The 1,568-nt window shown below is 65.8% G+C and carries 1 pseudogene; it reads left to right on the forward strand.

The features are described from left to right. Nucleotides 1–1,568, forward strand: a pseudogene (locus G401_RS51445) (hypothetical protein); the annotation flags it as partial.

Here is a 1,568-nt window from a genome sequence, read left to right on the forward strand (position 1 = left end):
GAGCAGTCGTGCCAGGACCGGTCGGCGGGCAAGTGTTCGACGATCTACTACTCGTACTACCTGAACGCGGCATCCAATGTGGATCCGCGTAATGACCAGGTGACCGAGACCCGCGACGGCCGGTCGGCGTCCGCGACCGACAACACCTACCTGACCAAGTACGAGTACGACGCCTTCGGCAACAAGACGAAGTCCACCGATCCGCTGGGCCGGGTCACCACGACGGCCTACACCGACGGCACCACGATCGCGGCGGCCGATGGTGGTTTCGCACCACCAGGGTTGCCGTACAGGTCGACGTCACCGGGCGGTGCGACGGCGACGACCACGTATTTCAAGAATGGTGACGTGGCGCAGGTGACCGACGCGGCCGGGCTGGTCACGAAGTTCACCTATGACGGGCTCGGCCGGGCGGTGTCGAGTACGGAGATCTCCGACGGGTTCCCGGCCGGTGTGGTGACGACGGTCGGCTACGACCGGTTGTCGCGGATCGTGTCGCAGGCGGACCCGGCGTCGACCGACCGGGTGACGGGTGCGAAGCACACGCCGGTGACGACGACGGAGTACAACTACGACGGTCAGGTCACCAAGCAGACCGTCGCGGACACCACCGGCGGTGACGCGTCGCGGGTGTTGTCGAACACGTACAACGCGTTGGGTCAGGTGCTCACCTCGGTCGACGCGTACGGGGGCACGACGACGTACGGGTACGACGTGTACGGGAACATGACCAAGGAGATCGACGAGACCGGCGCGGAGACCGATTACGCGTACGACGCGAATGGTCACATGCTGACCAACACGTTGATCGGGTGGAAGGGTGGCGACCCGGACAATCCGGCGACGGCGACGAATCTGGTGACGGAGTCGCGAGCGTACGATCCGGCGGGCCGGTTGGCGTCGATCACCGATGCGATGGGTTACGTCACCGCGTTCACGTACACCGACAACAATCTCCAGGTCGGTGTGGTGAAGAAGAACATCGACGGTACGCAGACCTATGCGGCTCAGACGACCGAGTACGACGCGGCCGGTAATGAGATCCGCGAGGTCGAGAACAATGGCACGACCGAGACCAAGTACACACTGGACGCGGCGAGCCGGGTGTCGAGCGAGGTCGTCGACCCGAACGGGGTGGCCCGGCGGACGAGTTACACCTACAACAACGACGACCTGGTCACCGCGAAGTACTACTCCGACAACACCGGCTACACGGCCGGTGTCGGCAGCAACTACGACACCGCGGGGCGTACCACGAGTGACTGGGCGCGGACGCTCGGCGTGGGCAAGCCGAACGGCTGGTGGCGGTTGAACGCCCTGAGCGGGACGGCGGTGGTCGACTCCTCGGGGGCCGACCTGCCGGCGACCGCGACGAGCGGGGTCACCTGGAGTGGCGGTGCCGGCGTTTTCAACGGCACGACGGGCGCGGCGACCACCGCCGGTCCGGTCCTGGACACGACGCAGAGTTTCACGATCTCGGCGTGGGCGAAGGTCAACAACACCACCGCCTCGCAGACGGTCGTGTCGCAGGACGCGGGCACGAACGCCGGGTTCTACCTGCAGTACTC

Source organism: Hamadaea tsunoensis DSM 44101 (assembly GCF_000428945.1).
Classification (GTDB): domain Bacteria; phylum Actinomycetota; class Actinomycetes; order Mycobacteriales; family Micromonosporaceae; genus Hamadaea; species Hamadaea tsunoensis.